Here is a 26018-nt window from a genome sequence, read left to right as displayed (position 1 = left end):
GGTCAGGTCGTGGTCCGGTAGGCCTGGGCTCGGAACGGTTGTGTTCCCTAGGCTGCGCGGTATGACAAGTGAACGTCCGGACATGCGCGCCTCCGATGCCGAGCGCGAGCGGATCGCGGAACTGCTGCGCGAGGCCGTGGCCGAGGGCCGACTGGATATGGACGAGTTCGACCAGCGCCTCGAAACGGCCTACAAGGCGCGTACGCACGGGGAGTTGGAGCCGCTGGTCCAGGACCTCCCGGTACCGGGGCCAGCCGTCGCCCCGAGGGGCTCGTCCGCCCCCGCCCCGCTGCGGGGCTCGGCGGCGGACTGGCCCGCGCGGATCGGCGGGAACGCCACCTCGAAGGGGGCGTTCGCCCTGTGGGGCGGGTTCCACCGGAAGGACCGCTGGACGGTGGGCCGGCTGTTCACCGCGTTCGCGATGTGGGGCGGCGGCGAGATCGACCTGCGCGAGGCGCACTTCGAGGACCGCGAGATCGTGATCCGCTGCTTCACGGTCATGGGCGGCATCCACGTGACCGTGCCGCCGGAGCTGAACGTCGAGGTCCGGGGCATCGGCATCATGGGCGGCTTCGGCGAGGGTTCCAGCGAGGAGGGCGAGATCGCCCCCGGCTCCCCGCACGTGCGGATCACCGGCTTCGCGCTGATGGGCGGGGTCGGGGTGGACCGCAAGCGGACGAAGGCGGAGCGCCGCCGACGGGAGGCGGAGCTGGAGTCACGCCGCCGCCAGGGGCCGGCGGGCCCGGAAGGCGGCCTCCGCAAGGAACTCTGAGGACGACGCGGGGCGGGGCCGGGAGAGCGGGACCGCACCGCCCGCCCCGGCCCTGCCGGGTTCCCGGCCCACCGGGCCTCCCGGGGCACCGCCCCCCGGCGCCCGGCTCGGCGCCTCACAGCTCGTCGGTGCGCGGCGCCCGGGCCAGATCCAGCACCTCCAGGTCCACCCGGTCGCCCAGGGCCCGGTACCCGTCGTCGTTGAAGTGCAGGTGGTCGCCGGAGTCGTACGCGGGGAGGACGCGGTTCGGCGCGGCGGGGTCGCGTACGGCCGCGTCGAAGTCCACGTACGCGTCGAACACCGCCCCCGCCCGGATCTGCTCGTTGACCGCCAGGCGGACGGCGTTGCGCTGGGGGGTCCAGGTGGCGAAGCCCTCGAACGGCGTCAGCGTCGCGCCGATCACCGTGAGCCCGCGGGCGTGCGCCCGGTCGGTGAGGGCGCGCAGGCTGTCCACGATGCGCTGCGGGTCGGTTTCCTGGGGGTACTGCTGGACGTCGTTGATGCCGAGGGCGATGACGACCGTCCTGGCCCCGGCGACCGACAGGGCGTCGCGGTCGAGCCGGTCGGTGGCCGACTGGCCCCCGGCGCCGCGGCCGACGCCGACGATCCGGTTGCCCGCGATGCCCGCGTTGGCGACCCCGTACCGGCCGCCCAGCCGGTCGGCGAGGACGTCGGTCCAGCGGGCGTCGGCGTCGGTGGTGGAGCCGCTGCCGGCGGTCAGCGAGTCCCCGAGGGCGACGATCGCGCCGTGCGTCCGCTCGCTGCGGACGTCCACGGCGGTGAGGTAGCGCCAGTGGGTGGTGGCGAAGGTGCCGCGCTCGTCGATCAGGTACGAGGTCTGGTGGGTGTTGGGGTGGTAGGTGACCGGCCCGCCCGCCTTCGGGGTGCGGAAGCTGACCTGGAGGTCGGAGTCGGGGGCGACGGGGACCACGACGGGGTCGCTGACGACCCGTCCGCCGGCGGCGACGGTGACGGTCGCGGCGCCCTTGAAGGTCACCGGCCGTGTGTTGACGGTGGCCTGATCCACCACCAGGGGAGCGGTTCCGAAGAGGTTCGACAGGGTGATGCGGGCGACGTCCCCGCCGATGCTGGTGTGCACGACGTTACGGATGGTGCGTCCGGGGAACCCGTTCTCGGTGCCCGGTTCGGCGCGCACCGGGGCGGAGGTCCAGGTCGCCACCCAGGCGCCGCCCGAGGTGGCGGGGGCGACCGGGTTGCGGGCCGCCGCCTGGGTCTCGGCGGGCGGGCGCGGGGTGGAGCGCGGGCCGGAGAGCAGCGTCGTGCCGAAGGCGACGGCGGCGGCGAGTGCGACGGTGCCCGCCACGAGGGCGATGAGCAGGGCGTACCCCTGGCGCCTGGGCATGTGCGGTGGTTCTCCTTGTGATGGTCGTGCTGGACCCATGATGCGACAGGCCGTCGGGAACTCGACGTGCGGCCCGGGAGTAGGGGAGGTAGGGACAATGCGTACGGCACGGGGGCGAGGCGTACGCGGACGGGTGGAGCGGATGGAACGGACCGGTTCCGGCGGGCAGGGACAGGGGCAGGGCGGGCACGACAACGAGGCCGGGAACGAGGGCGAGGGCGCGGTGCGGAACGCGGAGCAGTCGCAGGAGCCGTCGGAGCACGGGCCGGGGGGCGAGGTCGCCGGGCCGGGGGCGGGGCCCGGGCGTGAAGGGCCCGTGCCGGGGCTCGGCGGGTTCGGGCGGGGGCCCGGAGGGGGCGGGGCGTCGCCGCGCGGTGCGGGGCCGCTGGCCTCGTTCGCGTACACCTCCGCCGACGAGGAGAAGCAGCGCGGCGTACGGCGCATGAAACTCACGGCCACCGGCCTCCTTCTGCTCGTCGCGCTCGTCTACGTCCTGGCCACCTGGGCGAAGAACTCAGGCGTGGGGGGCTGGCCGGGCTACGTCGCGGCGGCTGCCGAGGCGGGGATGGTGGGCGCGCTCGCGGACTGGTTCGCCGTGACGGCGCTCTTCCGGCACCCGCTCGGCCTGCCCATCCCGCACACAGCCATCATCCCCACCAAGAAGGATCAACTAGGACAGTCCCTCGGTTCCTTCGTTGGCGAGAACTTTCTCTCCGGAGACGTCATTCGTGACCGAATTCACGCGCTGGGGGTCGGCCGGAGGCTGGGGGTGTGGCTCGCGGAGCCGGCGCACGCCGACCGGGTCACCGCTGAACTGGCGACGGCTCTGCGCGGCGCGCTGACGGTCCTTCGGGACTCCGATGTGCAGGCGGTCGTGGGCGAGGCCATCACCCGGCGGGCGAACGCGGTCGAGGTCGGGCCGGGGCTCGGCGCGATGCTGGAGAAGGTCGTGACGGACGGCGGCCACCGCAAGGTCGTCGACCTCGTCTGCGTACGGGCGCACGACTGGCTGGTGCAGCACGGCGACTCCGTGATGAACGCGGTGCAGGGCGGGGCGCCCGGCTGGACCCCGAGGTTCGTGGACAAGCGGGTGGGGGAGCGGGTCTACAAGGAACTGCTGCGGTTCGTCACGGAGATGCGGGACATGCCGGAGCACCCGGCGCGCGGCTCCATCGACACCTTCCTGAACGATTTCGCGGCGGACCTCCAGCACGACGCCGACACCCGGGCCCGGGTGGAGCGCCTGAAGTCGGAGATCCTGGGCCGGGGCGAGGTCCAGGACGTCATCGCCTCGGCCTGGTCGTCCGTCCGCACGATGATCCTGTCGGCGGCGGAGGACGAGCGCAGCGAACTGCGGCTGCGGGCCCGCGCGTCGCTGATGTCGCTGGGCGCGCGGCTGGCGGACGACGAGCGGCTCCAGGGCAAGCTGGACGGCTGGCTGGAGGACGCGGCGGTGTACGTGGTGACGACGTACCGCGCGGAAATCACCTCCCTGATCAGCGACACGGTCGCGAGCTGGGACGCGGACCAGACGTCGAAGAAGATCGAGGCGCACATCGGCCGCGACCTCCAGTTCATCCGGATCAACGGCACGGTGGTCGGCGCGCTGGCGGGCCTGGCGATCTACACGGTGTCCCACGCCCTGGGCGGGTGAGGGCGGAGCCGGGCGGCGGACCGGGGCTTCCCGGCCGCCCCGATGCCCCGGCCATCCAGGCGCCTTGAGCCGCCGGGGCCTCCGGGCGCCCCGGGCCGGTGGGACCCCCGCCCCCCGGCCGCCAGGGCCCGGCCCCGGCCGCCGGGCTCTCCCGGGGCCGGGGCCTGCGGCCCGGCGGGGCTTCCCGTCCGCCCCGGCCGCCCCGCCCGTTCCGTCCGGGGGCCGCCCCGTCTCCTTGCGGACGCGGTTCGGCCGTCCCGGCGGGTGCCGGGGCGGCCCGGGGGTGTCAGTCGGTCCGGCGGGTGACGGCCCAGGAGGCGGCGGCCATGCCGCTCGCCACGGCGAACACGGCGGGCCAGGCACCGGTCCTCTTCGCGAGCGGATGCGATCCGGCGAAGGCCGCGATGTAGGCGGCGGTCAGCCCGGCGGCCGCGCGGGGCCCGGCCTGGCGGTTCCACTCGTACGCGGCGAGGGAACCGGCGGCTGCGAGCGCCACACCGCCGAGCGGTCGCTTCCCCGTCCACCGGGCGACGCCGTACCCCCCGATGAGCCCGCTCGCCGCCACCGCCGCCGCCGGAACCTTCGCCATCGCCGCCACCATCGCCTTCCGTCGCTTCACGCGACCCGGGCCGTCGGGGCCGCGGGACGCCCGGGACCGAGGGCCGCCCCCGTGTCCCCGCCGGGCGCACGACGCCTGCCGCAGAGCCTCGCCGCGTTGTCGGAACGCCTGAACACCTCCAGTATGCAGACGTGCTCCGCCTCGCCGCGCACCGTATCCGACGTCACGCGCCGACCCCTCGGGGGCAGGGGACAGCTCTCGGCGTGCGGGGCGACGGGGCGGACCCGATGCGTGCCCGCCGCCCCGCGACGCGGATCGCCGTGGTCCCGGGAGCGGGCCACGACGTCCACCTGGACGACGCGGCAGCGCTGTACGGGGAGATGGCCGCGTTCCTCGGGTGAGGGCGGAGTGAGGTGGGGTGCGAGGCGCGCGCCGTCCGGCCCCGGCGCACCGCCCCGGCCGGTTGTATGCGTTCAGGACCCGTCCGGTGAAACGTGTGACCGCCTTCACACGTTTCACCAGCGCCACTTCTTCGGTCCGGATGGCGGGAAACCGGCACCGAAGGGTTCCCGCGGATGCCCGGATATCCGCTCCGCCAGGGCCCGGAACGGCTGTTCATGCTGTTCATCTGCCCGACATCTGGGGCCGTAGGGGCAGCTCACGCCGGTAAACGGGAAGGGGCGAGCGAGGCTGCACCCCTTACGTGCTGGGATGATATGCGACACATCTCATGAGATGTCTGACAGGTGAGGTGTGTCCTGCATGCCCGACCCCTTAACGCGGGGGGTCACTGTCCGAAATCGATTGTTGACGGAAAGATTCTGCCCGGGATACGTTTTCCGGCGTAATAGCCAATCCTGCACGTGGAAATCGGTGAGAATCATGAGAATGGCTGCCCAGGCTCTGAACGCATACCGATTAAGCGAGCCGGAGGCGGAGAAGCTGGGCGAGTTGTCCTCGCTTGCCGCGCATTTATCCGACTCGATTCCCATCGTTCTTTCGGGGCTCCTCCTGGACCTTCCCGAGGGAATGCGCAAAACAGTCCTCGACTTCGGCGCGGACGTGGAATCCCAAGGATTCTGCCTCCTGCGCGGGATCCCGGTCGGCGAACTGCCCAAGACCCCCCGGTCGCACGAGGCCCATATTCTCGACGGACACCCGACCAACGGCACCCTGATGCTGGTGGCGGACCTCCTCGGTTCGCTCACCGGATACCAGGACGAGAAAGCCGGCGCGCTCTTCCACGACGTGCACCCCGTGCACGGCGAGGAGACCCGGATCGAGAACAGCGGGTCGGTCGCGTTCGACTTCCACACCGAGAACGTGCACCACCCGCTCCGCCCCGACTACCTCGGCCTGCTCTGCCTGCGCCAGGACCACGAGCAGACCGCCGCGACCCGCGTCTCCTCCGTGCGCGACGCGCTGCCCCTGCTGACCGAGGACGAGGTGGCGGAGCTGCGGAAGCCGCAGTTCCACAGCCTGTACCCGACCTCCTTCGCCCGGAACATCCCGGGGCCCCGCCCCTCGGCCGGCCCCCACCCGGTGGTCTTCGGCCCGGCGGACCGCCCGCTCATGCGCTTCAACTCGCACAACACGCAGACCGACGATCCGCGGGCGCGGGCCGCGCTGCGGGCCCTGTCCTCGGCTCTGGAGCGGGTCTGCCGCGACCTGGTGCTCGCGCCGGGCGACCTCGTCGTCCTCGACAACCACGTCGTGGTGCACGGCCGCACCGCGTTCACCCCCCGCTACGACGGCCAGGACCGCTGGCTGCGCCGCTTCTACTCGCTGCGCAGCGTCCCTCTGTGGGCGCAGCGCATGATGCGGCACCCGCGCGTGCTGCCCGCGATGACGGAGATCCGCGGGGTCGTCTGACCCGGCGGCGGCGAGAACCCGGCCCCGGGAGCCGGGGCCACGTCATGTGAATGAGGAAGAGTGGAACTGTACGAGGTGCTCGGCCTGCTCGCCGCCGCGACGGCGGCGGGCTGGGTGGATGCTGTAGTCGGCGGCGGCGGGGTCCTGCTCATCCCGGTGCTCCTGCTGTCCTTCCCCCAGTATTCGCCCGCGGTGGCCCTGGGCACGAACAAGATCGCGGCGGTCATGGGCACCGCGACCGCCGCGTACATGTACCAGCGGCGCACCGTGCTGGACCGCTCGGTCCTGCTTCCGGCCGCCTGCCTCGCGGTTCCCTTCGGCGCGCTCGGCGCGCTGTCCGCGTCGAGCGTCCCCACGAGCTACTTCCGGCCCGTCATCATGGGCCTGCTCATCTCGGTGGCGCTCTTCGTGGCCTTCAGGCCCAGCTTCGGCGTCCAGCAGCGCAACACCGTCGTCACCCCGCGCCGCCGCACTGCGGCGATCCTCCTCGCGGGGGTCGGCATCGGCTTCTACGACGGCGTGTTCGGACCCGGCGTCGGCACCTTCCTCATCATTTCCTTCACCACGCTCCTCGCGACCCAGTTCCTGGAAAGCGCGGCCATGGCGAAAGTCATCAACGCCTCCTCCAACCTGGGGGCCCTGGCCGTCTTCGCCTGGCAGGGAAACGTCCTGTGGGCCCTCGGCCTCGGCATGGCCGTGGGAAACATAGCCGGCGCCATGATCGGGTCGCGCACCGCAATGAAAAGGGGATCCGGATTCGTTCGGATCGTCCTGGTCCTCGTGGTCACCGGAATGGTGACCAAGATGGCGTTCGACCAGTTTGCCTGACAGGCCGACGGGCCTGCGGAAATTCATCCGACGAGGAAGAGGATCCATGGCAAGGGAATTATCCGGGCTGCTGACGCTGACCGATTACGAGCAGGCCGCCGCGTCCGTTCTCGACGCCGCCTCCTGGGCGTACGTGGCGGGCGGCGCCGACACCCAGCTCACCGTCCGCGCCAACACCGAAGCCTTCGACCGGGTCTGGCTCCGTCCCCGCGCCCTCGGCGGCACCGGCGCCAAGCCCGACACCTCGGTGACCGTGCTCGGGCAGCGGCTCGCCCTGCCCGTCCTGCTCGCCCCGACCAGCCCGCAGCGCCTCCTCCACGAGGACGCCGAGATCGCGACCGCCCGCGCGGCCGAGGCGACGGGCACCGTGTCGATCGTCAGCACCGACAGCCACTACGCCCTCTCCGACGTGACCGGAGCGGTGGGCAGCGACAGCTGGTTCCAGCTCTACGCCTACCGCTCCCGCGAGGACGTCGCCGCCACGGTCTCCCTCGCGGAGGACGCCGGTGCGACCGCGCTCGTGGTCACGGTCGACGCCAGCTACGCGGCCCGCCGCATCACCACCCGCCGGGCGGGGTTCCGTACCCCCGCGCACGTCGACTTCGGCAACCTGCGCGCCCTGGGCGTGCTGACCGGCCCGATCCCGGACGGCGCGCGCATCGAACGCCTCCCGCTGACCTGGGACGACCTGGAATGGATCCGGTCCCTGACACGGCTGCCGATCGTGGTCAAGGGCATCCTGAGGGCCGAGGACGCCGAACGCTGCATCGCCCTCGGCGCGGACGGCGTCATCGTCTCCAACCACGGCGGCCGCCAACTCGACGGCGCGGTCCCCAGCCTGGTCGCCCTGGAGCAGGTGGCCGCCGCGGTCGCCGGCCGCGGGCTGGTCCTCATGGACGGCGGCATCCGCAGCGGCGTCCACGTCGTCAAGGCCCTCGCCTACGGCGCGGACGCGGTGTGCATCGGCCGCCCCTACCTCTGGGGCCTCGGCCTGGCCGGCCGGCAGGGCGTGGAGGCGGTCCTCGACCTCCTCCGGAGCGAGATCGAGGACACGCTCCTCCAGCTCGGCGCGGACTCCGTCGCCGACATCGGGCCCGACTTCGTCCTCGACGCCCGCCAGACCACGAGCCCCGCCGTGCGCTGACCGCCCTACCGCCGCGCACTGACCGCCGGCCGCCCGCGCGTGGGCCGTCGGCCGCCCGTGCGCCCCACCCTTCTCCCGGATCTTCGCGCGGCCTCACCCCATCTCCCGGCAAGCCGCGCCCTCTTCCTCCTCCCGTACGTCTCAGCAAGGAGCCTCTGTGACTGCTGTGTCCGATGTGACCTCTGCGAAAGTCCACTTCTCGCGGGGCATCCCGCCTCTCGAAGCGATCCCGTCCGCCGAGATCGCCGAGCTGACCGGGTCGCTCCTCGCCGCCGAAGCGGACCGCCTCTTCCAGTACGCGCCGATCGGCCTCCACGCCGGCGACCGCGAACTCCGCGAGCAGCTCGGGGCGTTCCACTCCGTCGATCCCGAGCGGATCTTCGTCACCAACGGTTCGCTCCAGGCACTCGACCTGATCGCCGGCCACCTGCTCCGGGACGCGCCCCGCAAGAAGGTCCTCGCCGAGGCGCCGACGTACGACCGCGCCGTCCAGATCTTCGAGCGGCACGGGGCGCAGGTGTCCGGGATACCGCTGCGCCACGACGGCCTCGACCTGGACGTCCTGCGGGAGCGGCTGCGGACGGAGACGCCCGCCTTCGTCTATGTGATCCCGGACTTCCAGAACCCGGCCGGGGTCACCACGAGCGAGGAGAAGCGGCGTGAACTCGTAGCCCTGTCCGCCGAGTTCGGCTTCACCATCCTGGAGGACATCCCGTACCGGGAACTCCGCTTCGCCGGTACGGCCCCGACGCTCATCGGGGAACTGGCGGACGCGGTGGACGGCGCCCGGGTGCTGACCATCGGCTCGCTGAGCAAGGTCGTCAGCCCCGGGCTGCGCGTGGGTTACGTCATCGCCCCGCCCGGTACGCCCAAGGACCTCGCGGCGCTCGCGGAGAGCACCTACCTCTCGCCGGCCCCGCTGCTCCAGGCGGTCGCCGCGCGGGCCTTCGCGAGCGGCCTGGTCCGGCGGAACATCGACGAGGTCCGCGCCCTGCTGCGACCGCGCCACGACACGGCGGTCGAGGCGGTACGGAAGGCGCTCGGCGACGCCGCGCTGTGCGTACCCGAGGGCGGCTACTACATCAGCGTGCACCTGCCGGTGCGGACCACGGAGGAGAAGTTCCTCGCGGCGGCGGGGGCGGCGAACATCGCGCTCACCCGCGGCTCGGCGTTCTACCCGGCGGACTCGGCGCCGCCGGCCGGGACGGTGTTCCTGCGGCTGCCCTTCCAGGCCCTGAGCGCCGAGGAGTTCACCGAGGGCGTGACCCGGCTCGCGGAGGTCGCGCAGCGGGCGGAGTAGGAACGGAACGGCCCCGCGAACGGCGATAGCCTGCGCGGGAGTTACGGAGCGGGGAGAGGGGCGGCACGCATGGCCACGGCCGAACAGGGCGCCGGGAGCGACACGGCGGACGAGGCGCCCGAAGCGGCCGGGGGGCCTGCGCCAGGGGTCCGCTCGGCCAGGGAGCCCGCAGGCGGGCTCCCTGGCGGGGAGGCCGTCGCCGGGCGAAGCTCGCGCGAGGGCGCCCCGGCGGGACCGCGCCCGACCGGGGCCCCGGTCGGGCAGCCGTCCGACGCGCGTCCCGGCGAGGGCGCCGGGGCGGGACCCGGGAAGGCCGAGGACGTGCCGGCCCCCCGGCGCGGGCTGTCGGCGGACGCCTCGCTCTCCGCCGTCCTCGCGGGCCTGATCACCGTCGTGGTCTCCTGCTCCGGCCCCCTCCTCGTGGTCCTGGCCGCCGCGACGGCCGGCCGGCTGACCGACGCGCAGACCGCGTCGTGGGTGTGGGCGGCCTGTGTGGGCAGCGGTGTGACGAGCGCCGCGCTCAGCTGGTGGACCCGGATGCCGGTGATCACCGCCTTCTCGACGCCGGGGGCCGCCGTCCTCGTCGGCAGCCTCGGGGACTACACCTACCCCGAGGCTGTCGGCGCCTTCCTGGTCAGCGGCCTCCTGATGGCGCTGGTCGGCCTGACCGGCGTCTTCGGGCAGCTCATGCGCCGCGTCCCGCCCGGAATCGTCGCGGCCATGCTGGCGGGCGTGCTGTTCTCCTTCGGCGTGGACCTGTTCACCGCCCTGGACGGGGCGCCCCTCCCGGTCCTGGCCGCCCTCGCCACCTACCTGGCGGTCAAACAGCGGTCGCCGCGCTACGCGGTCGCCTGGGCCCTGATCGCGGCGGTGGTCGCGACCGCCGTAGCCCCGGGCCTGCACACGCCGTCCGTCGCCGTCGGGCTGACCCTCCCCGTCTTCACGGCGCCGGAGTTCACGCTTTCGGCGGTGGTGGGGCTGGCCGTGCCGCTGGCCGTGGTGACGATGGCCTCGCAGAACGCGCCCGGCCTCGGAGTCCTGGCGGCCTGCGGCTACCGCCCGAACGACCGGCTGCTGATCACCGCCACCGGACTCGCCTCCACCGCCCTCGCCCCCCTGGGCGGCCACGCCGTGAACCTGGCGGCCATCACGGCCGCGATCAGCACCGGGGAAGAGGCCCATCGCGACCCGGACCGCCGCTATGTGGCCGGACTGGCGTGCGGCGTCTTCTACCTGCTGGCGGGTGTGGGCGGGGCGGCCCTGGTCGGCCTGTTCGCGGCCCTGCCGCCCCATCTGATCGCCGTCATCGCCGGTGTGGCCCTGCTCGCCACGTTCTCCAGCAGCCTCGCGCAGGCGGTGGCGGACGAGCCGGGCCGGGACGCGGCGGTGGTCACCTTCCTCACCACGGCCTCCGGCGTCACCCTCGGCGGCATCGGCTCCGCGTGCTGGGGCCTGGTGCTGGGCCTGGTGACGCACCTGGCGCTGAACGCCCGGCGAGGTTGCGGACGCCGACGCGGGAAGGCGTGAACGCCAGCAAAACAGACGGCTGTTGAGGGCGCCCGCCGATCGCGCCCGACCGGGAGCCGGCTCCGGATGCCGCGGCAGCAGCCCTCGTCGGCCGGCGTACCGCAGCCCCGGCAGCTCGGCAGTCCGGCGGCAGCCCGGCAATCCGGCAGCCCGGCAGTCCGGTAGGAGGGCGAGCGCGCCCCTGAGCCGTGCCCGCCCCTCACTCCAGGGCGACGCGGGCGACGACGGGAAGATGGTCGCTGCCGGTGGCGGGCAGCGTCCGGACGCGGGTGACGGCGGCGGAACGGGCCATGACCTGGTCGATCCGGGCCACCGGGAAGGCGGCCGGGAAGCTGAAGGCGAAACCGCGCTCCGCGGTGTTCAACCGCGAAGTGAGCGGGGCCAGCCCCCGGTCCTCCACCGTCCCGTTGAGATCGCCGAGGAGGATCACCGCCCCGGTCCGCTCGGCGGCGATGGCGTGCCCCAGGAGCCGGGCGCTCTCGTCCCGCCGCTCGGACGCGAGCCCGCCCGCCCCGATCCGCACGGAGGGCAGGTGGGCGACGTACGCGGCGACGTTCCCGTACGGCGAGTGCACCACGGCACGTACGCCGCGGCTCCACCCTTCGGGAATGCCCGCGGGCTTGACGTCCACCAACCGCTCACCGCTGAGGGGGTACTTGGACCAGAGGCCCACGGTTCCCCGGACGGCGTGATGCGGATAGCCGGAGGCGAGGGCCTTCTCGTACACCGCCAGCTGTGGATCGACCAGCTCCTCCAACGCGACCAGGTCGGCCCCGGCCCCGATCAACGTCCGGGCGGTTCCGGCCGGATCGCGGTTCTCGTCGCCGACGTTGTGCTGGACGACCACCAACTCCCGCCCTCCGCCGCCCGGCCCGGGCAGAAGCAGCCCGCCGAAGAGGTGCACCCAGGCCGCCACGGGCAGCAGCACCGCCACCAGGGCGACGGCGGACCGCCGCACCAGGGCGACCGCCGACAGCAGAGCGACGACCACCCCGAGCCAGGGCAGGAAGGACTCCAGCAGGCTCCCGACCCGCCCCGGCGTGTTCGGCACCGCCCGATGGAACGCCAGGATCCCGGCCACCACCACGGCGGTCCCGGCGACCGCCCACCCGTGCCGACCGCCCCGCGCACCAGGGGGCGAGGGCCTTGCCGCCGCGCCAGGTTCCGCCCACTCCGCCATGCCGTCCCATCCGCTCGGTCCCCCCACAGGACGAACGGGAACGGCGATCAGGTTCCGGGCGGCACGGTGATACGGGAGGAAGAGGGGCCGTAAGCGGTACCGCTGCCGAATCCGCACCGGCCGTCACGCCCACAACACCCCTGGTGCAGAACGCCTTTGCCCGTCCTCGGGCCCCATGAGAGCATCGGGCTCCGCCGGCCCGCCCCCTTGCCGGAGAAGCCGCGCACGTCAAGGAAGGGGCGCGGGCCATCGCCGTACCCCCGACGGTTCCGATGGACCCGCCGAATCCCGCGAAGGGCAGGTGCCGCCGGATGCACGCGACGGAGCTGGACGAGGCCCGTATCGAGGAGGCGAACCACCTCCTGGTCGCGCCCCCGGCGCTGCGCGACGACGCCTCGGTCGAGGGCTTCTTCGGAACGGTCACCACACCGGAGGAGATCGGCTCCGGGACAGCCGCCCTCGCCGGGAAGACCGTGTACCTGTGCGGCGACATCTCCGCCGTCCGGAGGAGCCGCCTCGATGCGGCGGACCGGGTCCTCGTCGTCCGGGAACTCTCGTACGGCTACGACGGGAGCGCCGACGGGGGCGCCCGCGAACCGTGGCCGGTCGTCGGCCTCGGCCGGCTCCCGTTGCGCGTGCACGGCCTCGGCGTGTACTACCGCCGCTATTTCGACCCCGACGCCGACTACTTCGGACGTATCAGCGGAGAGCACGTCTTCCAGTCCCTGACGGAGTCCACCAAGCCCGTTACGGCCCGTCGCAGCGGCATCTACCTGACGCCCGTGACCCGGGACGGCGAAGAACGGCACTTTCGCCTGCTCCGGTGCTCCACCAACCTCTCGGGACCGACCGAGAACTTCCGCCCCACCGACACGCACATCGTCGAGGAGCTGAACCGCGAAGCCGCCACCGTCTTCCGGAACCACGCACCGCTCAACCACGTGCTCGCGCAGATCTACCACAACGCCTCCGCCACACCCGAGCGCAAGCAGTCCAAGGCGAAGATCTCCTCCCACGCCGACAAGACGAAGGACATGCCCGCCAACGGCGTCATGGCCTTCTGCACCTTCTACGACGGCCTGGACGCACTGCACCCGTCCTCCACCGACCCCTTCGACCGCGGGGTGAAGGGCGTCAGCGCGCTGACCCGGCTCCGCTTCCGCCTCAAGGACCCGGCCGCGGAACGCGCCGGAGCCCCTCTCCCCCCGCAGTTCGGCATCACGCTCCACCCGGGCTCGGTCTTCTTCATGCCCCTGTCCACCAACCGCCTGTACACGCACGAGGTCCGGCCCTCCGCACTGAACGCCGAACAACTACCGACCCGCCTGGGATACGTGGTGCGCTGCTCGTCCGCCGAAGCGGTGCACAAGGACGGCCGGACGTACCTCAAGAAGAGCGGAGACCTGGTGGAGTTGGGCCCGCCCACCCAGGACGGCATGGACGAACTGCGCCGCCTGTACGCCGAGGAGAACAGGACGACCTCGTTCATCGACTACGGCGACGCGTTCCTCTTCAGCATGAACACGGGAGACTACGTTGCCCCCGCTCTCTGAACTCACGGAGGCCGTCCGCTCCTACGACCTGCCCGCCGAGGAGAACCCCTTCGCGGAACTGCTGGCGTCAGTCCGGTGGGAGGACGTGGGAAAGGGCCGGCAGGGCGCGGTGCTGACCAGGATCGACGCCGAGGGCCGCGCGCCCCTGGTCCGTACGACCACCCGGTACAGCGCCCCGGCACAGCGCTTCCGCCCGGTGCACGACCGCCTGGCGCGCCGTATCCAGGAACGCGCGGCGCTTCCGACGGCCTTCGACAACGCCCTGGTCGAGAACTACACGAACGCGTACACCACCATGGGCGCCCACTCCGACCAGGCCCTCGACCTGGCGGACGGCTCCTTCATCGCGGTCTTCTCCTGCTACCGGAACCCCGGGGCCGGCCCCCCGAGGAAACTGGTCTTCGAGGCCAAGGAACCGGACGACGAGAGGTTCGAACTGCCTCTCGCGCACCGCAGTGCCGTCGTGTTCTCCGTCGCCGCGAACCGCCGGCTCAGGCACAGAATCATCCTGGACACCTCCACCGGAGCACCGGACGACACCTGGCTGGGCATCACGTTCCGCACCTCCAGGACCCCGGTGCGCTACACCGGCGCGGGCCGTGCCCACCTCCCCGGCGGCGAGCGCCTGCTCCCGGCGACCGACGAACAGGCGCGGGAGTTCTACCGCCTGCGCCGCCGCGAGAACAAGGAACCTGACTTCGCCTACCCCACCCCCCTGACGTACACGATCAGCGGGAGCGACCTGCTGCCGCCGGTCTGAGCGGGGGGCGAAGAGGGCGTCATCCGAGCCGTCGTCTGGCGTGCCCGCCGCCCCGTCCGGCAGGACGGGCAAAGCCGCCGCCCGCGGACGCGCGGGCGGCGGCCGGTGGCCGGGCCGGGTGGAGGCGTGGTTCACCCGCCCCCGTGGCACCCCCCGTAAGCCTCCCCCGAGCCGCACCAGCAGGCGGCCGTGCGGGGCGGGGGCCACGGGGTGGCGCGGCCTCGGGCGGCGAGGGTGGTGGCGTACTGGGGGAGGAGGGCCGGGGTCGCCGGGGGCGCGGCTTCCGAGGCGGCGAACGCCTCGTACGAGGGGACCGTGCCCGTCACGATGCCCAGATTCGGGGCGCCCGCCGCGTGGAGGTCCCGGAGTGCGGCCTCCAGGCGGTTCAGGTGGGTGGCGTGGTCCACGTACTCCTCGGTCAACTCCGGGTACGAGGCGAGCAGTTCGCGCAGTTCGTTCTCCGGCCAGTGCAGGACGGCCACCGGGAACGGGCGGGACAGCGCCGTGCGGTAGCTGCCCAACTCCGCGCGGAGACGGGCGATCTCGGCTCGCAGTTCGACCGGGTCCGAGGAGCCCAGGGACCACAGGCGCTTCGGATCGTGCAGCTCGTCCAGGGGTACCGGGGCCGTGTGCAGCACGCCGGCCAGCTCGTCCCACGCGTCGTGGTCCAACCCCAGCAGTCGGCGCACCCGGTGACGGCCGGTCAGCAGGGACTGCGTGGCGTACGGGACCTCCTCGCCGGGCGCCAGCAGCAGGGTCAGCGCCGTCGAGAAGAAGTCGTGCGCCGACTCCAACTCGTCGTGCGCCTCCAGGGTCTCCGCGGCGATCTGCCAGGGCCCGGCGTCCGGCGGGGCCGCCGCGCGGATTCCGTCGATGATCGCCCGGGCCTCGGCCTCGTGGCCGTATTCCCAGAGGTTGGCCGCCTTCAGGGCCTTGATCAGGTGCGGGTTCTCGACGCCGGACCCGGGGGCCCCGAGCAGGTCGTCGTAGAGCGTGCTCGCGCGGGCGCGGTCCCCGGCGAGTTCCAGGTGGGCCGCGGCTCGGAGGACCAGCGGTTCACGGTCCTCGGGGTACTGCGCCGCGGTGCGGAGCAGGCGCTCGGCTTCGGTGATGTGGTCGGCAGGCGTGTCGGGGCGCATGAATCACACGGTACTGCCGGACGGCGGCGGCGGGGAGGAGAGGTCGGGGCGGGGGAAGCGGGAGGGGTCGGGAGGGTGGCGGGGCCCGCCCCTGTCGCGCCCGGCGCACCGAAAGATCCCCGCGGCCCCGCTTCCCTTCTCCTCTCTCCCGCGCGGCCCCGCTGGGGCCGGGTGTACCCCGGGGGCCGGACCCCCGCCGCCTCGCCGTCCGGGGGGAAGCCCACCGCGATGCGGCCGCGGTGAGCGGTGTGCCGGGGCCGGGGGCGTAAGGTCCCCGGGTGTTCGGAGTGATCAGACGACGCCCCTGGCTGCTGGGGCTGCTCGTCCCCTATGTCCTGTACCTCGCGGCGCTGCCCCTGGTGAACCGCGTGACGCCGCTGGTGGGGGGTGTGCCCTTCCTCTTCGTGTGGCTCCTGGGGGCGACCCTCCTCACCCCGGTCGCCGTAGGGCTCACCAGGCGGGCGGACCGCCGGAAGCGGCGCCCCTGCCCGCCGGACCGGGGCCCCCGGGACCGGGCCGGCCGCCCGAGGGGCGGGGACGCGTGAACGCCGTCGTCGCCACCTCCGTCTTCGCCGCCTTCATGGTGGCCACCGTCGCCCTCGGCCTCCTCGCCCTGCGCGGGCGCGGCGGAGGCGGCGGGCTCGCCGAGTGGTCCGTGGGCGGGCGCAGCCTGGGGCCCGTCTTCATCTGGGTGCTGATGGCCGGCGAGGGCTACACCAGCTTCAGCTACCTCGGAGCCGCGGGCTGGGGCTACAACTACGGGGCCCCCGTCCTGTACGTCGTCGCGTACATGTCCTGCGGTTACGCGCTCGGGTACGTCGTCGGGCCCATGCTCTGGAGCTACGCCCGCCGCCACGGCCTCGTCGGGATCACCGACATGGTCGCCCACCGCTTCGGCCGGCCCTGGCTCGGCGCCGTCGTCGCCGTGCTGGCCACCGTCTTCCTCCTGCCGTACATCCAGCTCCAGATCACCGGCATGGGCGTGGTGCTCTCCACCGTCTCCTACGGGACCGTCGGCCTGAACTGGGCCTACTTCGCCGCCTTCGCCGTCACCACCGGCTTCGTCGTGGTCAGCGGGCTGCGCGGCAGCGCCTGGGTGTCCGTGCTGAAGGACGTCCTGGTCATCGCCACGCTCGGTTTCCTCGCGCTGTACGTCCCGCTGCACTACTTCGACGGGTACGGGGCCTTCCTCGACCGGCTCGTCGCCGAGAAGAGCGAGTGGCTGACGTTCCCGGGGCACGGGGGCGGCGACAGCGGGCTCGGCGAGCTGTGGTTCATCAGCACCACGTTCCTGAACTCGCTGACCGTCGTCATCTTCCCCACCACCGTCGCCGGCTACCTCGGGGCCCGCAACGCCGACGCGCTGCGCCGCAACGCCGTGTACCTGCCCGCCTACAACGTCCTGCTCTTCGTGCCGATGCTGCTCGGGCTCGCCGCCCTGTTCGTGGTCCCGGGGCTGACCGGCGCGGAGTCGAACCTCGCCCTGTTCAAGCTGGTCGTCGACTCGCTGCCCGCCTGGGCCGTCGGCGTCATCGGGGTCGCCGCCGCGCTCTCCTCCATCGTGCCCATGGCCGTCTTCATGCTGGTCATCGGCACGATGTGGGGCCGCAGCGTGCTCTCCCTCCTGCCGCGCTTCGCCGAGCGGCAGAAGTCCGCCGCCCAGATCGTCGTGGTCGTGGCCGGTTCGCTGGCGCTGCTGCTCACGTACACCGCGCCCAACACCCTCGTACGCCTCTCCCTCATCTCGTACGAGGGGATGGCCCAACTCCTGCCGATGGTGCTGCTCGCCCTCGTCTGGCGGCGGCTCACGTTCCGGGGCGCGTTCAGCGGGCTGGTCGTCGGCGTCGCCGCGGTCTGCGCCCTCGTCTTCAGCGGGAACGACCCGGTGGGCGGGGTGAACGCCGGGCTCGTCGCCCTCGCCGCCAACCTGGCCGTCGCGCTCGCCGTCACCTTCGCCGGGGGCCCGGACACGGACCCGCGCCCCGACGCCGAGGTGCTGGCCGACGATCCGCCGGAGGAGAAGGAGGAGAAGGAGGAGAGCGAGGTCCTCCTGCGGTCTGACCCGGGGCCGTCCGGGCATCGTGTATAACGAAGTGAGTGCCCCGCGCACCGACGTCCGGCACGCACCAGCCGTACGAGGAAGCCCCGGGGCCGCACGAGAAGCCGTACGGGGAAGTCCCCCGAGGGAAGTCCCCCGAGGGAAGTCCCCCGAGGAGAGAGGGAGGTGCCGCACACCATGCGCGACGCCACCCCTCTGCGCGACGCCTTCGCCCGGCTGCTCCGGCCCGCCGGGCTCCTCGTCCTCCTCCTCACCGAGATCCTCCTCGCCGAGGGCGGCAGCCTCTCCGCCGCCGTCGCGCTCGCCGCCACCGCCGCCGCCGGCACGGCGCTTCTCGCCTGCGCCGTCATCAGCGCCCGCTGCGCGCCCCCCGTGCCCCGCACCCGGGTCCGTACGGCCATCAGGGACCGGGAGCGGCGCACCGCGTTCCTCCCGCAGAGCGACCCCGACGCCCGGGGCCGCACCAGGCCCCGCGCACCCGGGCGCGTCCTCCTGACGGCCGCCGCGTAGGGGATCCCGAACCCCTCCGGGCCTTTGCACCCTTCGCGAGGAATCCCGTACCGCTTCCGCGCGTGCGCGAGCGCCGCTCCCGTACGCGAGCGGGGCGCGGTTCCGTAGGTGAAGAGTGCGCGGCTCCGCGCGGTCGTCCTGCCGAGTGATCACCCGGTACCTGCCCTTCCGCAGCTACCCCCGGCACGACGAGACCCCCGGAGGGCTCACCCATGTCCGCGTTCCTGTCCGCTTTCGCGAGCCTGGTCGGCTCCCTCGCCGATCTGCTCCAGCCGCTCTTCCACACCGCCTCCGCCGCCGCCGCGATCGTCCTGTTCACCGCCCTCGTCCGGCTCGCCGTCCACCCCCTGTCGCGGGCCGCCGCGCGGGGGCAGAAGGCCCGCGGCCGGCTCCAGCCGCAGATCGCCGAACTCCGCGAGAAGCACGGCAAGAACCCCGAGCGGATGCAGAAGGCGATCATGGAGCTGCACGCCGCCGAGAAGGTGTCGCCGCTCTCCGGCTGTCTGCCGAGCCTCCTTCAGATGCCCGCCTTCTTCCTCCTGTACCACCTGTTCTCCAGCGGCTCGATCGGCGGCGAGCCCAACGCGCTGCTCGCCCACGACCTGCTCGGCGCACCGCTCGGCGGACGCTGGCACGACGCCCTCGCGCACGGCGGGATGTTCGGCGGTCAGGGGCTGGTCTACCTCGGGATCTTCGCGATCGTCGCCGCCGTCGCCACGTTCACCTACGGACGTACCAAGCGGCAGATGACCGCCCACCCGGCGACGCCCCCCACCAGCCCGGACGGGCAGCCCGTGCCCGGCATGGGCGCGATGACGACGCTCATGCCGCTGCTGTCGTTCTTCACCCTGATCACGGTGGCGGTCGTCCCGCTGGCCGCCGCCCTGTACGTCGTCACCACCACGACGTGGACCGCGGTCGAGCGGGCCTGGCTGTACCGGGACGCGCCGGTCGGCGGCTCCGTGGCCACCGCCGCGTGATCCGTACGCCGAGCCCGCCCGGCCCGCCGAGCGCCCGCCGGGCGGGCCCCGGTGCGCCCGCCGCGTTCACCGCGCGGCCCCGCGGCCCGGCCGCGCGCCGGTCCACTGGGTGAACGAGGTCTTGCGGACCCATCGCGTCTCTTGGACGATCGGCCACGTCCCGCGTCGGCCGCACTCCGCCGCGGGACGCCACACCTCGACCAAGAGGAGTTGGACCGTTGAAGCTGCTTCGAGTCGGTACGGCGGGCGCCGAGCGCCCCGCACTTCTCGACCGCGACGGGACACTGCGCGACCTGTCGGGGATCGTCCCCGACATCGACGGCGACCTGCTCGCCGACGCCTCCGCTCTCGACCGGGTACGGGCCGCCGCCGACGCGCCCGGCGTCCTCCCCGCCCTGGACGCCACGGGGCTGAGGGTCGGCCCGCCCCTCGGCCGCATCGGCAAGATCGTGTGCATCGGGCTGAACTACCACGACCACGCCGCCGAGGCCGGTGCGCAGATCCCCGCCGAGCCGATCCTGTTCTTCAAGGCCCCCGACACCGTCGTCGGGCCCGACGACACGGTGCTCGTGCCGCGCGGCAGCCGCAAGACGGACTGGGAGGTCGAGCTGGCCGTCGTCATCGGGCGCACCGCCCGCTACCTGGAGACGGCCGAGCAGGGACTCGCGCACATCGCCGGGTACGCGACGGCGCACGACGTCTCCGAGCGCGAGTACCAGATCGAGCGCGGCGGCACCTGGGACAAGGGCAAGAACTGCGAGACGTTCAACCCGCTGGGCCCCTGGCTGGTCACCGCCGACGAGGTGCCCGACCCGCAGGCCCTGCCGCTGCGCCTGTGGGTCAACGGCGAGCTGAGACAGGACGGCACCACGGCCGAGCAGATCTTCCCGGTCGGCGAGGTCGTCCGCTACCTCAGCCACTTCATGACCCTCTACCCGGGCGATGTGATCAACACCGGTACGCCCGCCGGGGTCGCGATGGGGCAGCCCGAGCCGAAGCCCTACCTGAGGGCGGGCGACGTGGTGGAGCTGGAGGTGGAAGGGCTCGGCCGGCAGCGGCAGGAGCTGAAGGCGGCGTAGCCCCGGGACGGCGGCGGGCGGCGGGGGGCGGGGCGGGCACGCGCAGCCCCGCCCCTCCGCGTCCGTCTCAGGCCCCCGTGCCCGTCCCCGCCGCGAACTGCTCCAGCGCCTCGACCACCAGGGCGTGGTCCTCGGCCTGCGGCAGCCCGGAGACCGTGACCGCGCCGATCACGCCCGCCCCCGCGACGGCGAGCGGGAATGAACCGCCGTGCGCGGCGTAGACGTCCGGGTCCAGCCGCGAGGACTCCTCGAACGTCGTGCCCTTCGCCCGGAACCGGGTGCCCACCAGGTACGAACTCTCGCCGTACCGCTCGACGACCCTGCGCTTGCGGTCGATCCACGCGTCGTTGTCCGCGCTGGAGCCGGGCAGCGCCGCGTGGAACAGCTGCTGCGCGCCGCGCCGGATGTCGACGGCGACCGGCGCGTGCCGCTCGCGCGCCAGCCGGACCAGCAGACTGCCGAGCGCGAACGCGTCGTCGTACGAGAAGCGGGGAAGGACGAGCCGGCGCTCCTGGGCGACCAGCTCGGCGATGGCGGGGGAGGCGCTGGTCATCGGACGGTGTGCTCCTCGTCGGCCGGGGTGCCGGGCAGGGTGACGGTCACGCCCTCGCGGGCCGAGCGGCGTGCGGCCTCCAGGACGTCCAGCGCGGCGGCGGCCTGGAGCGCGGTGACCGGGTTGTCGCCGGCGCCCCGTACGGCGGCGGCGACGGCGGCGTAGTACGCCGGGTAGTCGCCGGGCAGCGTACGGACCGGGGCGCCGCCCCCGGACAGCGGGGACTCGCCGGAGCCGAGGCGGCCCCACGACTCCTGCGCCTCCTCGCCCCACGGTTCGCCGGCCACCGGGCGCAGCCCCTCGCGCAGGGCCGCCTCCTGCGGGTCCAGGCCGTACTTCACATAGCCCGCCTTCGAGCCCAGCACCCGGAAGCGCGGGCCGAGCTGGGCCGTGGTGGCGCTGACGTACAGGTGCGAGCGGACCCCGTTCGCGTGGGTGATCGCGATGAACGTGTCGTCGTCCGCCGCCGCGCCGGGGCGCCGTACGTCGGACTCCGCGTACACCCGCACCGCCGGGCCGAACAGCACCAGCGCCTGGTCCACCACATGGCTGCCCAGGTCGTACAGCAGACCGCCGATCTCCTCGGGGTCGCCCGACTCGCGCCAGCCGCCCTTCGGCCGCGGACGCCAGCGCTCGAAGCGGGACTCGAAGCGCTGCACCTCGCCCAGCTCCCCGTCGTCGATCAGGCCGGCCAGGGTGCGGAAGTCGTTGTCCCAGCGGCGGTTCTGGAAGACCGAGAGCAGCAGCCCGCGCTCCTGGGCGAGGGCCGCCAGCCCGCGCGCCTCGGCCGCCGTCCCGGCGACCGGCTTGTCCACGACCACCGGCAGCCCGGCCTTCAGCGCGGCCGTCGCCAGCGGGACGTGCGTCTTGTTCGGCGTGGCGACGACGACGAGGTCCAGCTCGTCGGCGCGCTCCCACAGCTCGTCCGCCGCGGCGGCGAACCGGACGCCCGGGTACGCGGCGCGGGCCTCCGCCCGGCGCTCCTCGTTCGACGTCACGACGGTGTCGAGGGCCAGCCCCCCGGTCGCGGAGATCAACGGGGCGTGGAAGACGGAGCCGGCCAGGCCGTAGCCGACGAGGGCGACGCGGAGCGGGGCGCCCGGGGCGTCGGGCGTGCCGGGGGCGCCGGAGGCGTTGGGGGTCATGCGTTCCACTTAAGCAACGCTGTTGCCGAAGTGCAAGCGACCGGCACAATGGGCCCGTGAGCAGGCGCGGGCCGTGGGGGTGAGCGGGGCGGGGCGTGAGCGGGGCGGGTTCGTGGTCGTGTGCTGGAGCGGGGCGTGGAGGGGAGCGGGTCGTGGTCGTGGGACGTGAGCGGGGCGTGGGCGGGGGCCGGGCGGGGGAGGGGCCCCGGGCCGGGGTGAACCTGCCGGCCCTGCGGCACCACAACGCCACGCTGGTCCTGGACCTGCTGCGGGCGGCCGGAGCGGAGGGCATCAGCCGGCTGGAGCTGGCCGAGGGCACCGGCCTCACCCCGCAGGCCGTCAGCAAGATCACCGCCCGGCTGCGGGAGGACGGGCTGGCCGTGGGGGCGGGCCGGCGCCCGTCCACCGGCGGCAAGCCGCGCACCGTGCTGCGGCTGGTCCCCGACGCGCGGTTCGCCGTCGGCCTGCACCTGGACCGCGACGGGCTCACCGCCGTCCTGGCCGACCTCGCGGGCCGGCCGGTCGCGGTCACTCGCGCGCCCCTGGATCTCGGCGCTCCGGCGGACCGGGTCCTCGCGGACGCGGCCGAGGCGGTACGGGACCTGTGCGCGGCCGAACCGCACAGACCGGTGCTGGGCTTGGGCGTCGCCGCACCCGGCCCGCTCGACCACCGGGGCGGCGTCCTGCGCCGGATCACCGGGTTCCCGCAGTGGGACGGCTACCCGCTGCGCGCCGCCCTCGCCGAGCGCACCGGCCTCCCGGTCGCCCTGGACAAGGACACCAACGCGGCCGCCCTCGCGCTGGCCCTGGCCCCGGAGAGCGCGGGCGGCGGTGATTTCGCCTACCTCCACCTCGGTACGGGGCTGGGCGCCGGCCTCGTCCTCGGCGGCCGGGTGCACCGGGGGGCGCGGACGGGGGCGGGCGAGTTCGGCCACCAGACCCTCCAGCTCGACGGCCCGCTCTGCGGCTGCGGCGGACGCGGCTGCGTCGAGGCGCTGTGCCTGGCGGCCGAGGCGCGCGGCGACCGGGCCGAGGCCGCCCGGATCCTGGGCGCGGGCGCGGCGAACCTGGTCGGCCTGCTCGACATCGACCGCGTGGTCCTGGGCGGCCGGACGGTGGCCGCCGACGAGGACGCGTACGTACGGGGCGTCCGGGCCGTGATCGAGGAGCGGGCCGCCCGGGGCGGGGCCGGGGCGGGGGTCACGGTCACGGTGGCCCGGGGCGGCGACCGCCCGGTCGCGGAGGGCGCGGCCCAACTGGTGCTGGCGCCGGTGTTCGGGCGGGTGGGGGCGGGGGAGTAGGGCGGGCCGGTGGTGGGGCGGGACGCGCCGACCGCTGCCCGGCCGCGGGGGAGCGCCTGGCGGCGGGGGAGCGTCGGGCCGCCCACGGCCCCGGCCGGACCCGCTGGACCTGCCCCGCCCGCGTTGCCCCGTGCCGGGCCCGCCGTGCCGGGTCTGCCGGGCCTGCCGTGCCGGTACCGGGCCCGCTGGACTTGCCCCGCCCGTGCTGCCCCTGCCGGGCCGGCTGCCCCCGGCCTTGGCGGGCAACGTCGAGATGCAGTCGGGTGATCCTATGAATCGAGTCGGCATGTCGACTCTTTGACCACGCGCGCGCGTGATGATCTCGGAGGTCACCGCCGGAGCCCCCGCCCCGGCCGTCCGCGAGAGCAGTGAAGGGTGACCCCCGATGCCCCCTCCCCCCTCCGCACGGCTGCGCGACGCCCGCGCGGTCGCCGCCCTCGGGTTGGCCGCCGGGATCACGGTGCCCGCCGCCCTCCTGGGCGGCCCGCAGGCCGCCGCCCTGCCGGGCACGCCCCCGCCGGTCCCCTTGGCCGTGGAAGCCGCCGGAGTCGGGGAAGCCGTCGAAGCCGTCGGCGCCCCGGAACGCCTCGGTGTCGCGGGGGCCTCCCCGTCCCCCCTGGCCGCCGGGGCCGCCGACGAGCAGCCCGGCTGCGGGCGCCCGGACGCGAAGGAGTTCCCGATCGCGGCCCGGATCCAGGACGCTCCGGGCCGGTACGAGGCCGGAGGAGACCACGGGACCTGGGTCCTGGACCTCACCAACACCACCGACGCGACCTGCCGGGCCCTGCACCCGGTCCTCGTCCTCACCGACCGCGACCGGCGGCTGACGGCGGAACAGATCCGGGCGGAGTTCTCCGGGCCCGGCCGGACCGGGGCCACGCACCACGTCACCTGGGAGACCACCGACCGCGACGAGCAGATCGGCGTCTTCGGCGGCGACGGGGCGCCCGAGGGGAAGGACGGCGGGGAGGACGGCGACCGCTCCGGCGAGCCGTTCCTCGGGTTCACCGTTCCCGCCGGGGAGACCGTCTCCGTACGCGTCCGCATGGCCTTCACCCCGGACGCCGCCCCCGGCCCGGTCACCGCCCACGCCGTGGTCGTCCAGCGCCGCCACCAGGACAAGGCCAAGGGCGGTGCGCGGGAGGACGGCGAGTGGGTGGGGGATTCGGGGGAGTACCCCTTCGTCATCGCGGACGGCGCCACCGGCGGCACCAGGGAACCGGAGCCCCTCCGCACGGAGCGTCCGTCCCCGTCCGATACCTCGCCGCAGCGGAGCGGGCAGCCGGAGAGCCCTTCGCCGCAGCGCAGCGAGCGGCCGGAGAGCCCTTCGCCGCAGCGGAGCGGGCGGCCGGAGAGTTCCTTGCCGGAGCGCCCCGATCGCCCCGGCAGCCCCGACCCGGACCACAGCGGTCCGGGTACCGGTACCCGGACCGGCCCGGGGGCCGGCCGGGACGCGGCCCCGTCCGCCGACCCCGGCGCCCGCCCGCCCGCCGACCCCGGCGCCCGCCCGCCCGCCGACCCCGGCGCCCGCCCGCCCGCCGACCCCGGCGCCCGCCCGCCCGCCGACCTCCGGGCCGAGGGCCGGGAGGAGCGCCCCGGCCACCCGCCCCGGGACGGGTTCGGCCGCCCGCTGCCCGAACTCGCCCGGACCGGACCGGCGTCGGCGGCCTGGACCGGGGCCGCCGCCGGGGCGCTCCTGCTCGGCGGGACCGGTCTGCTGCTGTACGCCCGCCGGGCCCGCCGCACCACCGGCTGACCCAAAGCGCCGACCTGTCCGCGAGGCCGGGACCGCCGTCCCGTACCGGTCCGTTCACCCGCGTCTGCCACGATCGGGTGGTGGACTACCCGAACGGCCAGGCACCTGGCGCACCGATCCGCTCCGGCATCCCCGAACACGGCCGCATCCCGAAGTACTACGCGGTCAAGGCCCGCATCGCGGTGCTGCTGGACGAGCTGGGGGAGGGCGGGCTCCTGCCCACCGAGCGGGAGCTGGCCCTCCGGCACGAGGTCTCCCGCGAGACCGTCCGCCAGGCCCTGCGCGAACTCCTCCTCGAAGGGCGGCTGCGCCGGCAGGGGCGCGGCACCGTCGTCGCCGGGCCCAAGCTGGAGCAGCCGCTCTCGCTCGCCAGCTACACCGAGGGCGTCCGCCGCCAGGGCAGGCGGCCCGGCCGCCACCTCATCGGCCTCGACCGCTTCCCCTGCCCCGAGGCCCTGGCCGCCGAGATAGCGGTGGAGCGGGGCGAGCCGGTCTGGCACCTGGAGCGGGTGCTGCTCGCGGACGACGAGCGCGTCGGCCTGGAGAGCACGTACGTCGGCGTCGCGCGCGTCCCGGACCTGGACACGGGGTTCGACCCGGACTCCTCCTTCTACGCCTACCTCCGCGACCGCCTCCAGATCGTCTTCGGCGACGCCGACGAGCGGATCGAGACCGTGCTCGCGACCCCCCGCGAGGCCCTTCTCATCGGCACCCCGCCCGCCCTGCCGATGCTCCTGATCCACCGGCTCTCGCGGGATGCCGACGGCCGGCCGCTGGAGCGCGTGCGGACCCTGTTCCGGGGCGACCGCTTCTCCTTCTCCGCCCATCTGCGGGGCGACGGGCGGGACTGAGCGGACCGCGTCCCCTCTCCTGCCCTCCGACCCCGCGCAGATCACGGACGGGTAACGGGTCTGGTCCAAACTTGCGGGGTCGTTCACCGTCGCGTCGACGGCCGGACGTATGCGGGCCATCCGTCCCGAGGAG

23 protein-coding genes are annotated in these 26018 nt (G+C 74.2%); 17 read left to right on the top strand and 6 right to left on the bottom strand.

Annotation, left to right across the window (positions count from 1 at the left end; genetic code table 11):
• The first annotated feature begins 82 nt into the window (after positions 1-82).
• Complete coding sequence (locus AMK24_RS07970) at positions 83-772, top strand: DUF1707 SHOCT-like domain-containing protein (RefSeq protein WP_073766456.1); 690 nt, start codon at positions 83-85, stop codon at positions 770-772.
• 115 nt (positions 773-887) lie between these two features.
• Here AMK24_RS07970 and AMK24_RS07965 read toward each other — a convergent pair whose 3' ends face one another.
• Positions 888-2135, bottom strand: coding sequence for an SGNH/GDSL hydrolase family protein (locus AMK24_RS07965; protein ID WP_073766454.1), 1248 nt, complete (start codon positions 2133-2135; stop codon positions 888-890).
• A 142-nt stretch (positions 2136-2277) separates the two neighbouring features.
• On the opposite strand from AMK24_RS07965, the gene AMK24_RS07960 reads away from it, so the two are divergent.
• Complete coding sequence (locus AMK24_RS07960; RefSeq protein WP_073766452.1) at positions 2278-3789, top strand: DUF445 domain-containing protein; 1512 nt, start codon at positions 2278-2280, stop codon at positions 3787-3789.
• A gap of 286 nt (positions 3790-4075) precedes the next feature.
• Here the strand turns inward: AMK24_RS07960 and AMK24_RS07955 are convergent, their stop codons facing one another.
• A complete protein-coding gene (locus AMK24_RS07955) occupies positions 4076-4378 on the bottom strand; it encodes a hypothetical protein (protein ID WP_073766743.1) in 303 nt (100 codons plus the stop codon).
• Between the two features lie 858 nt (positions 4379-5236).
• On the opposite strand from AMK24_RS07955, the gene AMK24_RS07950 reads away from it, so the two are divergent.
• The 5 genes from AMK24_RS07950 (at position 5237) to AMK24_RS07930 (ending at position 11019) form a co-directional block, all read left to right on the top strand.
• Positions 5237-6220 (top strand): TauD/TfdA family dioxygenase, encoded by a 984-nt coding sequence (locus AMK24_RS07950; protein WP_242435039.1) that lies wholly within the window; start codon positions 5237-5239, stop codon positions 6218-6220.
• 60 nt (positions 6221-6280) lie between these two features.
• Positions 6281-7048: a sulfite exporter TauE/SafE family protein gene (locus tag AMK24_RS07945; RefSeq protein WP_073766448.1), complete on the top strand. Its 768-nt coding sequence runs from the start codon at positions 6281-6283 to the stop codon at positions 7046-7048.
• Positions 7049-7094: 46 nt separating this feature from the next.
• On the top strand, positions 7095-8192 hold the full coding sequence (locus tag AMK24_RS07940) for an alpha-hydroxy acid oxidase (RefSeq protein ID WP_073766446.1): 1098 nt from the start codon (positions 7095-7097) through the stop codon (positions 8190-8192).
• A gap of 157 nt (positions 8193-8349) precedes the next feature.
• Positions 8350-9492 (top strand): aminotransferase-like domain-containing protein, encoded by a 1143-nt coding sequence (locus tag AMK24_RS07935; protein ID WP_079190454.1) that lies wholly within the window; start codon positions 8350-8352, stop codon positions 9490-9492.
• A 321-nt stretch (positions 9493-9813) separates the two neighbouring features.
• Positions 9814-11019, top strand: a complete 1206-nt coding sequence (locus tag AMK24_RS07930; RefSeq protein ID WP_073766741.1) for a benzoate/H(+) symporter BenE family transporter — start codon at positions 9814-9816, stop codon at positions 11017-11019.
• Positions 11020-11218: 199 nt separating this feature from the next.
• On the opposite strand, the gene AMK24_RS07925 is transcribed toward AMK24_RS07930, so the two are convergent.
• Positions 11219-12199, bottom strand: coding sequence for an endonuclease/exonuclease/phosphatase family protein (locus AMK24_RS07925; RefSeq protein WP_073766442.1), 981 nt, complete (start codon positions 12197-12199; stop codon positions 11219-11221).
• 311 nt (positions 12200-12510) lie between these two features.
• Between AMK24_RS07925 and AMK24_RS07920 the strand changes: the two genes are divergently transcribed.
• Both AMK24_RS07920 and AMK24_RS07915 read left to right on the top strand, forming a co-directional pair.
• Positions 12511-13752 (top strand): hypothetical protein, encoded by a 1242-nt coding sequence (locus AMK24_RS07920; RefSeq protein WP_073766440.1) that lies wholly within the window; start codon positions 12511-12513, stop codon positions 13750-13752.
• Positions 13736-14512 (top strand): alpha-ketoglutarate-dependent dioxygenase AlkB, encoded by a 777-nt coding sequence (locus tag AMK24_RS07915; protein WP_073766438.1) that lies wholly within the window; start codon positions 13736-13738, stop codon positions 14510-14512. The genes AMK24_RS07920 and AMK24_RS07915 overlap by 17 nt, the downstream gene beginning before the upstream one ends.
• Positions 14513-14643: 131 nt before the next feature.
• On the opposite strand, the gene AMK24_RS07910 is transcribed toward AMK24_RS07915, so the two are convergent.
• On the bottom strand, positions 14644-15651 hold the full coding sequence (locus AMK24_RS07910) for an SEC-C domain-containing protein (RefSeq protein ID WP_073766436.1): 1008 nt from the start codon (positions 15649-15651) through the stop codon (positions 14644-14646).
• Positions 15652-15929: 278 nt separating this feature from the next.
• Between AMK24_RS07910 and AMK24_RS07905 the strand changes: the two genes are divergently transcribed.
• The 5 genes from AMK24_RS07905 (at position 15930) to AMK24_RS07885 (ending at position 20279) form a co-directional block, all read left to right on the top strand.
• Entirely contained in the window at positions 15930-16196 is a 267-nt protein-coding gene (locus AMK24_RS07905; protein ID WP_199876388.1) for a DUF3311 domain-containing protein, read from the top strand.
• Complete coding sequence (locus AMK24_RS07900) at positions 16193-17740, top strand: sodium:solute symporter family protein (RefSeq protein ID WP_073766434.1); 1548 nt, start codon at positions 16193-16195, stop codon at positions 17738-17740. The genes AMK24_RS07905 and AMK24_RS07900 overlap by 4 nt, the downstream gene beginning before the upstream one ends.
• A gap of 147 nt (positions 17741-17887) precedes the next feature.
• Positions 17888-18220, top strand: coding sequence for a DUF6412 domain-containing protein (locus AMK24_RS07895; RefSeq protein WP_073766739.1), 333 nt, complete (start codon positions 17888-17890; stop codon positions 18218-18220).
• A 212-nt stretch (positions 18221-18432) separates the two neighbouring features.
• Positions 18433-19200: a YidC/Oxa1 family membrane protein insertase gene (locus tag AMK24_RS07890; protein ID WP_073766432.1), complete on the top strand. Its 768-nt coding sequence runs from the start codon at positions 18433-18435 to the stop codon at positions 19198-19200.
• A gap of 218 nt (positions 19201-19418) precedes the next feature.
• On the top strand, positions 19419-20279 hold the full coding sequence (locus AMK24_RS07885; protein WP_073766430.1) for a fumarylacetoacetate hydrolase family protein: 861 nt from the start codon (positions 19419-19421) through the stop codon (positions 20277-20279).
• Positions 20280-20346: 67 nt separating this feature from the next.
• Here the strand turns inward: AMK24_RS07885 and AMK24_RS07880 are convergent, their stop codons facing one another.
• Positions 20347-20832, bottom strand: coding sequence for a heme-degrading domain-containing protein (locus tag AMK24_RS07880; protein WP_073766428.1), 486 nt, complete (start codon positions 20830-20832; stop codon positions 20347-20349).
• The gene (locus AMK24_RS07875; protein ID WP_073766426.1) at positions 20829-21977 is read right to left on the bottom strand and encodes a Gfo/Idh/MocA family oxidoreductase; all 1149 of its coding nucleotides are present in this window, start codon (positions 21975-21977) and stop codon (positions 20829-20831) included. The genes AMK24_RS07880 and AMK24_RS07875 overlap by 4 nt, the downstream gene beginning before the upstream one ends.
• Positions 21978-22135: 158 nt before the next feature.
• On the opposite strand from AMK24_RS07875, the gene AMK24_RS07870 reads away from it, so the two are divergent.
• The 3 genes from AMK24_RS07870 to AMK24_RS07860 all read left to right on the top strand — a co-directional run bounded on the left by AMK24_RS07870 (position 22136) and on the right by AMK24_RS07860 (position 25885).
• A complete protein-coding gene (locus AMK24_RS07870) occupies positions 22136-23278 on the top strand; it encodes an ROK family protein (RefSeq protein WP_242435063.1) in 1143 nt (380 codons plus the stop codon).
• 385 nt (positions 23279-23663) lie between these two features.
• Positions 23664-25034, top strand: coding sequence for a peptidase (locus AMK24_RS07865; RefSeq protein WP_073766399.1), 1371 nt, complete (start codon positions 23664-23666; stop codon positions 25032-25034).
• A gap of 80 nt (positions 25035-25114) precedes the next feature.
• Positions 25115-25885 (top strand): GntR family transcriptional regulator, encoded by a 771-nt coding sequence (locus tag AMK24_RS07860; protein WP_073766397.1) that lies wholly within the window; start codon positions 25115-25117, stop codon positions 25883-25885.
• Positions 25886-26018: the final 133 nt, after the last annotated feature.

The organism is Streptomyces sp. CB02366 (assembly GCF_001905905.1).
In the GTDB taxonomy this organism is placed as follows: Bacteria; Actinomycetota; Actinomycetes; order Streptomycetales; family Streptomycetaceae; genus Streptomyces.
This window is presented reverse-complemented; position numbering and strand designations above follow the sequence as displayed.

What these genes read in the sequence shown, in the direction of transcription:
- AMK24_RS07970 (WP_073766456.1), top strand. Translation starts at nt 83, where the DNA reads ATGCGCGCCTCCGATGCCGAGCGCGAGCGGATCGCGGAACTGCTGCGC.
- AMK24_RS07965 (WP_073766454.1), bottom strand. Translation starts at nt 2,135, where the DNA reads ATGCCCAGGCGCCAGGGGTACGCCCTGCTCATCGCCCTCGTGGCGGGC.
- AMK24_RS07960 (WP_073766452.1), top strand. Translation starts at nt 2,278, where the DNA reads ATGGAACGGACCGGTTCCGGCGGGCAGGGACAGGGGCAGGGCGGGCAC.
- AMK24_RS07955 (WP_073766743.1), bottom strand. Translation starts at nt 4,378, where the DNA reads ATGGCGAAGGTTCCGGCGGCGGCGGTGGCGGCGAGCGGGCTCATCGGG.
- AMK24_RS07950 (WP_242435039.1), top strand. Translation starts at nt 5,237, where the DNA reads ATGGCTGCCCAGGCTCTGAACGCATACCGATTAAGCGAGCCGGAGGCG.
- AMK24_RS07940 (WP_073766446.1), top strand. Translation starts at nt 7,095, where the DNA reads ATGGCAAGGGAATTATCCGGGCTGCTGACGCTGACCGATTACGAGCAG.
- AMK24_RS07925 (WP_073766442.1), bottom strand. Translation starts at nt 12,199, where the DNA reads ATGGCGGAGTGGGCGGAACCTGGCGCGGCGGCAAGGCCCTCGCCCCCT.
- AMK24_RS07920 (WP_073766440.1), top strand. Translation starts at nt 12,511, where the DNA reads ATGCACGCGACGGAGCTGGACGAGGCCCGTATCGAGGAGGCGAACCAC.
- AMK24_RS07910 (WP_073766436.1), bottom strand. Translation starts at nt 15,651, where the DNA reads ATGCGCCCCGACACGCCTGCCGACCACATCACCGAAGCCGAGCGCCTG.
- AMK24_RS07895 (WP_073766739.1), top strand. Translation starts at nt 17,888, where the DNA reads ATGCGCGACGCCACCCCTCTGCGCGACGCCTTCGCCCGGCTGCTCCGG.
- AMK24_RS07890 (WP_073766432.1), top strand. Translation starts at nt 18,433, where the DNA reads ATGTCCGCGTTCCTGTCCGCTTTCGCGAGCCTGGTCGGCTCCCTCGCC.
- AMK24_RS07880 (WP_073766428.1), bottom strand. Translation starts at nt 20,832, where the DNA reads ATGACCAGCGCCTCCCCCGCCATCGCCGAGCTGGTCGCCCAGGAGCGC.
- AMK24_RS07875 (WP_073766426.1), bottom strand. Translation starts at nt 21,977, where the DNA reads ATGACCCCCAACGCCTCCGGCGCCCCCGGCACGCCCGACGCCCCGGGC.
- AMK24_RS07865 (WP_073766399.1), top strand. Translation starts at nt 23,664, where the DNA reads ATGCCCCCTCCCCCCTCCGCACGGCTGCGCGACGCCCGCGCGGTCGCC.